This is a genomic window from Streptomyces sp. NPDC004051, assembly GCF_053604275.1.
Map to the genome: position 1 here is coordinate 744,231 of NZ_JBSGHG010000001.1, position 9,069 is coordinate 753,299.

Here is a 9,069-nt window from a genome sequence, read left to right on the forward strand (position 1 = left end):
CCTGATGGGCCGTTGCCTGCCCGACGCGCACAGCGCCGCGGTGGCCCGGGTGTCCCGGCCCTCTGTGCACGAGCCGTGCCCGGACCTCGTGGGGGCGCGGTCATGACGTCGTCACCGGCTTATCTCATGACCGTCGCCGCGATCGGCATCGCCGTCCTGCTCTTCCTGATCATCCGGGTGCGGGTCGAGCCGTTCGTGTCCCTCCTGCTGGTCAGCGCGGTGGTCGCCTTCGCGGCCGGGATACCGCTCGCCGAGATCGTGCCGGCCATGGAGGACGGTGTCGGGAGATCACTCGCCCACGTCGCGCCGATCGTGGGGCTCGGCGCACTGTTGGGCAAACTGCTGGAGGTCTCGGGCGGCGCACGCGTGCTGGCCGACCGGCTGCTGGGATGGTTCGGTGAGCGTCGGGCGCCGGCAGCGCTGGGAGTCACCGGCATCATCTTCGGCATTCCGGTCTTCTTCGACGTCGGTGTGCTCGTCATCGCTCCCCTCGTCTTCGCCGCTGCTGCGTCCGGGCGCAAGGGCATGCTCTGGTACGCGCTTCCCGCCGCCGGCGGCCTGGCGATCGTGCACGGTCTCCTGCCGCCGCACCCCGGCCCGGTCGCCGCGTCCGGACTGATGGGCGCCGACATCGGTCTGGTCATCCTGATCGGAGCGGTCTGTACCGTACCGGCGTACCTGGTCGGCTTCGTCTACGCCAGGTGGATCGCCCGGCGTATCGAGGTTCCGGTCCTGCAGCCCGCGCTCGGCGCCACCGGCCGGCACGAGGATGCGGCGGCGCTCGCCCCACCGGCCGCCGGCGCGTCGGCGCTGGGTCTGGGCACGGTCGTGACCATCATCGCCGTGCCCATCGGACTGATCCTGGTGCAGACGTTCTCCTCTCTGCTGGTCGACGGCGCGGACAACACCTTCACCAAGATCGCGGGATTCATCGGGTCGCCGCTGATCGCCCTGCTGATCGGTGTGCTGTTCGCCATGGTGGTGCTCAGCTCCCGGTACGGCTGGAGCAGGACGAACCTCACGCAGGTCGCCGACAGCGCGCTGCGTCCGGTCGGCATGATCCTCCTCGTCGTCGGGGCGGGTGGCGTGTTCGGGTCGGTGCTCACCGCCAGTGGGATCGGGAAGATCCTGGCCGAGGGACTGGCCGGGTCAGGCCTGCCGTTGATCCTCCTGGCGTTCGTGATCGCCTACCTGCTGCGGCTGGCCCAGGGGTCCGCCACAGTGGCCACCGTGGCGGCCGCCGGGATCGTGGCCGGCCTCGTGGAGAAGGCCGGGCTGCCCGACGGACAGGTCGCCGCCCTGGTCGTCGCGATCAGTGCCGGAGCCATCTCGACCTCGCACGTCAACGACGCCGGCTACTGGCTCGTCACCAGGCTGTTCGGGATACCCGAGAAGGACAGCCTGCGGTCGTGGACCGTCATGACGACGCTCATGGGCTTCACGTCGTTCGCCGCCGTGGCCGGCCTCAGTCTTCTGCTCTGAGGCCGGCGGGCAGCAGTGGTCACCCGGTCTGCCCGGGCGGCCACTGCTGTCCGTGCTCGCGATCGGCGGAATGCGGCCGCAGTACCCGGTTCAGGCGCAGAGCGAGCTGTAGGTCCAGCGTCTTGTCCGGGTCGGACCAGTCGAGGTCGAGGAGGCGCTTGATACGGTCCAGTCGCTGGGTGACGGTGTTCGGATGGACATGCAGATGGTCCGCGCTGCGGGCCGGACTGCGTCCCGTGGCGAAGTACGTCTCCAGAGTGGTGAGCAGTTCGGTGTCGCGCTGTTCGTCGTGGCGGACGACCGGCCCGAGCATGCGGTCGACGAAACCGCTGACCGTGGCCGTTCCTCCCAGCAGCAGGCCGGTGTAACCCAGTTCCTGGACGGTCGCCGAGTCTCCCGCGCGTTCCAGCCGCAGCAGTGCCCGAGCGCAGGCCAGGGCTTCCCCGTAGGCGCTCGGGAGGCCGCCGGAGTCGGTGACGGGCCCAGCGGCTCCCACGGTGACCGGGGTGCCGAGACGGAGGGACAGCGATCCGGCGATCCGCCTGCCGGTCAGTGCCGCGTCCGACGAGGGCAGTGCCAGCACCGCGAAGCCGTCCCGGACCGTGCTGAGGCCCTTGCGTGACGCCGCCATCTCCGCCGTGGCCGCGGACAGGAGGGGCAGCTGGCGGGCGGGTGCGTGGGTGACGAGAACCGTGTGGGGTCTGTGCGGCTGGTAGCCCAGTCGCTGGGCACGTTCGTCCAGCGTCGTTCCGGCCCGGTCGGTGCCGCTCAGCAGGTCGTCGAGGAGGTCGCCGCGCACGCGTGCCTCCGCCGCGGCGAGACTGCGGGTGAACAGCTGCAGCAGCGCCGCCACCACCGCTGTGCGTTCCAGCAGGCGCACGTCGACAGCAGTGGTGTCCTCCGTGGGTGTCTCCGGATCCCAGACCAGGGCGCCGAGGGAACTGTTGCCCGCGGTCAGGACCGTCACCCAGCAGCCGTCGACGTGTTCGCTGCGCCCGGTACCCGTCCTCGGGCGGCGGGCTGCCGTGATCATTGCGTGAAGCCGGTCCTCGGGTGTGCCGTCGGTCCACATGATCGGGGCGTTCAGTTCGTCGACGACGGCCAAGCAGCCGCCGAGGAAAGTCCGTGCGGCGTCGACGACCTCCTGCAAGCCCCCTCCCTGCAGGACGAGGTCCATGCTGCGGTCGTGGGCGGCCACCTCGCGGGCAGTGGCGCGGGTGCGCTCTTCCAGCGCGGCGTTGGCCCTGCGGGCGTCTTGCAGGGCTTGTTCCTTGTCGTCGAGGAGCTGGGCGCGCTCGATCGCCACGGCGGCCAGGGCGGCGAAGGAGCTGAGCAGGAGCACCGACTCCGGCGGGAAGGCGCCGGCTGTCCGGTTGGATGCGTAGAGGACACCGATGACGTGACCGCGGTGCACCAGCGGGACGCCGAGGATCGCCACCTGGCGTTCGGCCCGCGCGGACCGGTCCACGGCGGCGTCGTGGTCGAGGCGCTCGTCGTGGAAGTAGTCGGGCGTGGCGAAGGGCGCGGCCGACTCGGCGACCTTGCCGCCGATCCCCACACCGAAGGGGATCCGCACGTCCTTCCAGTCGCCGGTCGTCGCTCCGACCATGACCCGCACATAGGTCTCCGAGCGCTCGGCGTCGTTGAGGCTCAGATAGGCGAGGTCGCAGTTCAATAGCTGCTGTGCGCGGGTGACGATGGAGGTCAGCACCCTGTCGACGTCGCTGGTGACTTCGACCAGCTCCGTCGCACAGGCCAGCAGGGCCCGCTGAGTCTCGTGCCGGGCCTGCTGGACGTCGAACCGGTCGCGCAGCAGCAGCGCGAGGTGGTACTCGCTCAGCAGTTCGTCTCTGTTCGCCCCGGGGGCCGCCAGGGCCACGCGCAGAGCGTCCTCGTAGGCGACGGCCGGGGCTCCTTCGACCAGAAGTCGCAAGAAGGTGTGCCGCGTCATGTCTTTCTTCTCCTCGGGGGCCGGGCCCGCCCGTCCCGCCGCAGACCCACCGTAAGGCAGTCGGCCGCTCCTCTCCGTGCGGACCGGCCCCGACGGGCGGGGACGGGCGGGACGGGTGGCTCAGGGGCAGGCCCTGGTGGCGACGCCTCTCGCATCAGACCCGGCGAAAGAGGGCGGCGAGTGCCTGCCCGCCGCCGATGCACATCGTGACGACGCCCAGTTCCAGGTCGCGCCGGGTCAGGTCCTTGGCCAGCCGCAGGGTGAGGATGGCACCGGTCGCACCCACAGGGTGTCCCAGAGCGATGGCGCCGCCGTACGGGTTGACCTTCTCCGCGTCCAGTCCGGCGTCCCGGATGACTGCGACGGCCTGGGCTGCGAACGCCTCATTGAGTTCGACGACGTCGATGTCGGACGGTTTCGTGCCGGTCTTCTCGAACAGCTTTTTCAGCGCCGGCACCGGTGCGTATCCCATCAGCTCCGGCTCCACGGCCGCCGTGGCCACCGCCTCCAGGCTGACCAGTGGCGTCAGGGCATGCTCCGCGGCCACCTCAGCCCGGGCGAGGACAAGGGCGGCGGCCCCGTCATTGATGCCGGACGCGTTGCCTGCGGTCACGGTGCCGTTCCTCTGGAACGCCGGACGCAGACCGGCCAGTCGCTCCAGGGTGGTCTCGGGCCGGGGGTGCTCGTCGGTATCCACGACGGACGGCTCGCGGCCGCCGGTCGTCACGGGAGTGATCTCCTCGGCGAACGCGGCCCGGGCCGCGGCCGTGGCGGCGCGTTGCTGGGACCGCAGTGCGAAAGCGTCCTGCTCCGCACGGGAGACGCCGTACTCCGCGGCCACGTTCTCCGCCGTCACGCCCATGTGCACGCCGTGGACGGGGTCGGTCAGCATCATGACCGTGCCGTCGGCCAGGGTGCGGTCGCCCAGGCGGTGTCCGGCTCGCGCGCCGAAGTCGTAGAACGGCATCCGGGACATGTTCTCGTCGCCGCCTGCCAGCGCGATGTCGGCTGCTCCCCAACGCATCTGCATGGCGGCCGACCAGACCGCCTGGAGACCACTGCCGCACAGCCGGTTCACGGTGTAGGCGGGGATGCCGACGGGCAGCCCGGCGTCCAGGGCGACCCGGCGTGCGTTGTAGGCGTCCGCGCCCACCTGGCCGATACACCCCATCACCACTTCGTCGATGGTTTCGGGCGCCACCCCCGCACGGGTGAGGGCCTCGCGGGCGGCCACGGCACCGAGCCGATGTGCCGGGGTGTCCTTGAAGGCGCCGCCGAAGCTGCCTACCGGGGTACGGGCACCGTCGACCACGACGATGGGTTCTTCGGGCATGAAGGGTTTCCTTTCGGACAGCGGACGAGTGCCGTGTGCGGAGCGTCAGGAGGCGTAGTCGTAGAAGCCCCGGCCGCTCTTGCGGCCCAGGTGGCCGGCGGCGACCATGCGGCGCAGGAGAGCGGGAGGAGCGTAGAGGGGCTCCTTGTACTCCTCGTACATGGATTCCGCCGCGGCCTGCGCGGTGTCCAGTCCGACGAAGTCGAGCAGGCGCAGCGGGCCCATCGGGTGAGCGCAGCCGAACTCCATGCCCCGGTCGATGTCCGAGGCCGAGGCGGATCCCGATTCGAGCATGCGCACCGCGGACATCATGTACGGCACGAGCAGGGCGTTCACTACGAAGCCGGAGCGGTCGGGAGCACGGATGACCTCCTTGCCCAGCCGGCCGGTGACGAAGTCACGGGCGCGCGCGTAGGTCTCCTCGCTGGTGGTCACCGCGGGGATCACCTCCACCAGCCGCTGGACCGGAACCGGGTTGAAGAAGTGCACGCCGACGACGTGTGCGGGTCGCTGGGTGGCCACGGCCAGGTCGACGATGGGGAGGGAGGAGGTGTTGGTGGCCAGGATGGCGTCGGGGCTGGCCAGCGCCTTGTCGAGGGCCCGCATGACCTCTCTCTTGGCCTCGGCGTGCTCCATCACGGCCTCGATGACGAACTGCCGGTCGCCCAGGTCCCCCACGTCGGTGGTGAACGCCGTGCGTCCGAGCGCCGTCTCGCGCTGTTCCTCGGTGAGTTCGCCCCGCTGCACTCCTCGGTCCAGAGAGGCGGTGATCCGGCGCCTGCCCGCCTCGACGGCTTCGCGGCTCGCCTCCGCGACGAGGACGTCCAGTCCCGCGACCGCGGCTACCTGCGCGATGCCGGAGCCCATCAGGCCGCAGCCGACCACGCCGAGACGGTCCACCTTCTTCGTGTCCATGTCCATGCTTTCCGGGTGAGGGTGTCGGATGGGGTCGGTCCGCGTCGCGGCCGACCGCGGTCCGTGATGCTGTGCGGGCAGCCGCCGGGGCCGGGTCACGCACGCGCCGACCGGCGCTCGGCCAGCCGGACGAAGAAGTCCAGTGCCTCCGGGGCGTCCACGGCAGCGGGTGCGACCACGGCCCGGGGTTCCTCGCCCAGGAGGATCCGCTTGAGCGGGACCTCCAGCTTCTTGCCGGTCTTCGTGTGCGGGATGGCCGGCACCGCCACGATCTCGTCGGGTACGTGTCGCGGCGAAGCCTGTTGCCGGATTGCCCGACGGATGCGGTCGCGCAGGCTGTCGTCGAGTTCCACGCCGTCGCGGAGGTCGACGAAGAGGGGCATCCAGTAGCCGCCGTCGGGCAGTTCCGCTCCGATGACGAGCGCTTCGTGGACCTCGGGAAGGTCCTCGACGGCCGCGTAGATGTCGGCGCTGCCCATACGGACGCCATTGCGGTTGAGTGTGGCGTCCGATCGGCCGTGGATCACGACCGAGTTCCGGTCTGTGATGGTGATCCAGTCGCCGTGCCGCCACGTGCCGGGGTAGGTGTCGAAGTACGCCTGCCGGTAGCGCTCCCCGGACTCGTCCCCCCACAACGCGACGGGCATGCTGGGCATCGGGCGGGTCACGACGAGTTCCCCCACCTCGTTCACCAGGGCCCGTCCCTGCGGATCCCACGCCTCGACCTTGACCCCCAGACAGGGGGCCGAGATCTCACCGGGGACCACCGGGACGGTCGGCGCACCACCGACGAATGCTCCCACCACGTCGGTTCCGCCGCTGATCGCGATGAGGGGAACCTGTTCCCCTACGTGCGCGGACACCCAGGCATTGGCCGAGGGCGGTACGGGCGAGCCGGTCGCGATGATCTGCCGGAGAGCGGACAGATCGCACAGCCGGCCGGGGAGGACTCCCGAACGTTCGCAGGCGGCCAGGAAGCCCGGGCTCGTCCCGAAGTGCGTGACCCGGTGCGCGGACGCCGCCCGCCACAGTCCTGCGGTGTCGGGGAATGTCGGGCTGCCGTCGTACAGCACCGCGGTGGCTCCCACCAGAGGCGCGGAGACCAGCAGCGTCCAGATGACCCAGCTCGGCGAGGTCGCCCACAGCAGTCGGCTGCCGGTACCGAGGTCCCACTGCAGCCTGAGGGTCTTGTACATCTCCAGCTGGACGCCGCCGTGGCTGTGCACGATGCCCTTGGGGATGCCGGTGGTCCCGGAGGAGAACAGCACCCACAGCGGGTGGTCGAACGGCACGGCCACGGGTTCCAGGGTGGCTTCGCCCACCGTCAGTTCCCGCCAGTCGAGGCAGTCCGGCGCCACCGTGGAGCCGAGCCGGGGCACGATGACCGTGTGAGCGGGACCGATCGCCTCCCGCAGCACCGCCACGGCCGGCCCGCAGTCCCGGTCGACACCGGCGTGGCGGTATCCGTCGACGGCGATCAGCACCTTCGGCGTCAGTTGGCCCAACCGGGCCGCCGCGGCGTCCGGTCCGTAGTCCGAGCCGACCGAGGCCCAGACCGCGCCGATGCTGGCGGCCGCGTAGAAGGCGACCGCCGACTCACCGGTGTTCGGCAGGTAGCCGACGACACGGTCGCCCACCCCGACTCCGAGTGAGGTCAGGGAGCGGGCGAGGGCCGCCACCCGGCGGCGGAACTCGCCGGTGGTCAGGGCTTCGGTGCTGCCGTCTTCGCGGACGGTGATCAGTGCCGGTTCCTGCGGATCGCCGTCCGTCAGCAGTCCGTCGGCGTAGTTGGTGCGGACGCCGGGGAACCAGCGTGCTCCGGGCATCCGCTCCTCCGCCAGTACCTCCCGGTAGTCGGTCCGGAAGGGAACGTCGAGGTACTGCTGCACGGCGGACCAGAAACCGGACAGGTCGGTCACCGACCAGCGGTGCAGCTCTCCGTAGTCCGACAAGTCCAGGTCACGGTTCTTCCGGAGCCAACGACAGAAACCTCCCAGGGCCGATGCGTCCGGCTCCAGCCCCGCCGGCCCGGTCACTGCGCGTCCTCGGCGGCACCGATGAGGACGAAGGCCATCGTGGCGGGCTCGGTGCCACGGTTGCTCCAACGGTGCCTGGTGCCCCGCTGCACCACACAGGTCCCCGCGGGGAGGCGACGCTCCGCTCCGTCGTCCAGTTCCAGCCACATCTCTCCCGACAGGACGACGCCGTAATCCAGGGTGGCGCTGGTGTGCATACCGGGGTGATCCTTCTCAAGGGTGGCCGCCAGACCGGCGAGGATCTCCTCGGCCCAGGGCGTTGCGGGCTGTGGGTCGGCGGGCTCGTCGGCGGTCGCCGGAGGCCAGGTCACCAGCAGCAGACGAGTGCCGCCGGCCCCGGGAAAGTACGGGGCGAGGACCGCCTCGGGCTCGGTCTCGGCATTGGACGCTCCGCCGTCCGCCGTTCCCCAGGCAAGGAAGATCTCCAGGCCGGGAAGGGTCGGGGTCTGCGCGGGTTCGAGCGGCTGCTCGTCGACGAAAACCGACTTGCCCTCGACACGGCCGGTTACCACAAGGTTCGGATGCAACATCATTGTCCTCCTGACCAACGGATCGCGCGGCGGGCGGTGACCGGCCGACACGCCCCTCAGTCAAAGCCAAAGCACAGGCGGGCACGATCCGTTCGCAGCACAGAGAAGAGAGCGTCCCCCTGTGCTGGAGCACATACCGTCCGGTGCACCGGACGCGTGCCGGTCCTCACGCGTCTCACCTGGCTTTCCCTGATCCTGGGAACGGCGAGGCGCGGGCGGCACCCCCGGAGTTCCGCCCGTGCCTGCGGTCGGCCGGGCAACCGGACCGCGCTGGGCGATCGAGGAGGCGTTCCAGGCCGCGAAGAACGAGCGCGGCCTGGAACAGTACGAGGTCCGCCGTCACGTGGGCCGGTACCGGCACGTCACTCTCGCCGTGCTCGCGCACGCCTTCCTGGCCACCACGGCACACCAGCCCGGGGAAAAGGGGCGGCACCGGTGGGACAGCCGGAGTCATCGAGTTCACAGTGGCGGAGGTTCGGCGACTCCTGGCAGCTTGCCGCCCCCGGCCCCCGCGCCTGCGCGGCCGCCGGGGCCGACGCCACGCGGTGAGCTGGTCGCACTGGCGCCGACGGCGCCAAGCCGTCGCCCGTCGCTGTCACTCCCTGCAGCGGTGTCGCCCGATCGAGGGGCGGTCTCCGTGAGACCGCCCCGGATCGTTCCGTGCCCCGCCACACTCCAGCCGCCCAGTGAAACCCGCAGGTCAGACAGCAAAGTCCTGCTGGAGTACTAGGGTGCGTATTGAGTCGTGATCAATTGGTGGTTCGGGTGAGGTCCTTGAGCCAGATCATTGAGGCACGCAGGTGGAGGCCGGCGAGGTAGCTG

At 70.6% G+C, this 9,069-nt stretch carries 6 protein-coding genes; 1 reads left to right on the forward strand and 5 read right to left on the reverse strand.

Annotated elements, in window-relative coordinates:
- Positions 1-102 precede the first annotated feature (102 nt).
- Positions 103-1,482, forward strand: a complete 1,380-nt coding sequence (locus ACWEQO_RS03485) for a GntP family permease (protein WP_452978398.1) — start codon at positions 103-105, stop codon at positions 1,480-1,482.
- A 19-nt stretch (positions 1,483-1,501) separates the two neighbouring features.
- Here ACWEQO_RS03485 and ACWEQO_RS03490 read toward each other — a convergent pair whose 3' ends face one another.
- From ACWEQO_RS03490 to ACWEQO_RS03510, 5 genes are all read right to left on the reverse strand, one after another.
- Positions 1,502-3,433: a helix-turn-helix domain-containing protein gene (locus ACWEQO_RS03490; RefSeq protein WP_452978401.1), complete on the reverse strand. Its 1,932-nt coding sequence runs from the start codon at positions 3,431-3,433 to the stop codon at positions 1,502-1,504.
- A 154-nt stretch (positions 3,434-3,587) separates the two neighbouring features.
- Positions 3,588-4,766 (reverse strand): thiolase family protein, encoded by a 1,179-nt coding sequence (locus ACWEQO_RS03495; protein WP_452978404.1) that lies wholly within the window; start codon positions 4,764-4,766, stop codon positions 3,588-3,590.
- Between the two features lie 45 nt (positions 4,767-4,811).
- Positions 4,812-5,687 (reverse strand): 3-hydroxybutyryl-CoA dehydrogenase, encoded by an 876-nt coding sequence (locus ACWEQO_RS03500; RefSeq protein ID WP_452978407.1) that lies wholly within the window; start codon positions 5,685-5,687, stop codon positions 4,812-4,814.
- An 89-nt stretch (positions 5,688-5,776) separates the two neighbouring features.
- Entirely contained in the window at positions 5,777-7,717 is a 1,941-nt protein-coding gene (locus tag ACWEQO_RS03505; RefSeq protein WP_452978410.1) for an acetoacetate--CoA ligase, read from the reverse strand.
- The gene (locus ACWEQO_RS03510) at positions 7,714-8,250 is read right to left on the reverse strand and encodes a cupin domain-containing protein (RefSeq protein ID WP_452978413.1); all 537 of its coding nucleotides are present in this window, start codon (positions 8,248-8,250) and stop codon (positions 7,714-7,716) included. Before ACWEQO_RS03510 ends, ACWEQO_RS03505 begins: the two co-directional genes overlap by 4 nt.
- Positions 8,251-9,069 lie beyond the last annotated feature (819 nt).

What these genes read in the sequence shown, in the direction of transcription:
- ACWEQO_RS03510 (WP_452978413.1), bottom strand. Translation starts at nt 8,250, where the DNA reads ATGATGTTGCATCCGAACCTTGTGGTAACCGGCCGTGTCGAGGGCAAG.
- ACWEQO_RS03485 (WP_452978398.1), top strand. Translation starts at nt 103, where the DNA reads ATGACGTCGTCACCGGCTTATCTCATGACCGTCGCCGCGATCGGCATC.
- ACWEQO_RS03490 (WP_452978401.1), bottom strand. Translation starts at nt 3,433, where the DNA reads ATGACGCGGCACACCTTCTTGCGACTTCTGGTCGAAGGAGCCCCGGCC.
- ACWEQO_RS03495 (WP_452978404.1), bottom strand. Translation starts at nt 4,766, where the DNA reads ATGCCCGAAGAACCCATCGTCGTGGTCGACGGTGCCCGTACCCCGGTA.
- ACWEQO_RS03500 (WP_452978407.1), bottom strand. Translation starts at nt 5,687, where the DNA reads ATGGACATGGACACGAAGAAGGTGGACCGTCTCGGCGTGGTCGGCTGC.